Consider the following 607-nt stretch of genomic DNA (forward strand, 5'->3'; position numbering starts at 1 on the left):
AAGTTTAATTTGTAATATTTGCATAATAATTACGTCAAGAACACCTAACACCTTGTTAACGGATTTAACTGCAGCTTCTTTGACTTTTTCAACATAATTACTATGTTTGGTATTATCATCACCCTTATAATCAGCAAATTTACCATCCAATTCAATGGAAGACCAATTTAAATAAGGCATGGTTTGACCTTGAAAATACTATTAATAAAATTAATACTGCGATAAGCAAAYTGAAAAGTACAAAATGGTAAAAATAAAACAATAACYAAATCCACTCATTGTTTTATACACTCTATTGCTATATAGTTGTCCAATAAAGRAAGCATTTGCAAAAGATACAAAAGAAAAATCYGATGATCTAATTAACAAGGCACAATCTATCTTGGATAATAAAACCCAAGCTAAAACTGATAAAGTAGATAAAAAAACCTTTCAAGAAGCCCAAAAAAAACGTAGTAGAAAAACTATAGCAAGAAAAACAGCATCACCACAACCACTTCTAAGATTGATACTAATACTGTCAATGATTTATTAGGTGCAGAGTCTCTACGACCCAACTCATACTTCCAAAAAAGGAAAGAAGAAATCACCTATTCTTATTGCAAAC

General features: G+C 29.9%; 1 protein-coding gene. It reads right to left on the bottom strand.

Features of this window, described 5'->3' with window-relative positions; genetic code table 11:
• The coding region (locus U881_RS11025) for a variable large family protein (RefSeq protein WP_038363955.1) at window positions 1-180 on the bottom strand (180 nt) is incomplete at its 3' end.
• Window positions 181-607: the final 427 nt, after the last annotated feature.

Origin of the sequence: Borrelia persica No12 (genome assembly GCF_000500045.1) — a bacterium.
GTDB lineage: Bacteria > Spirochaetota > Spirochaetia > Borreliales > Borreliaceae > Borrelia > Borrelia persica.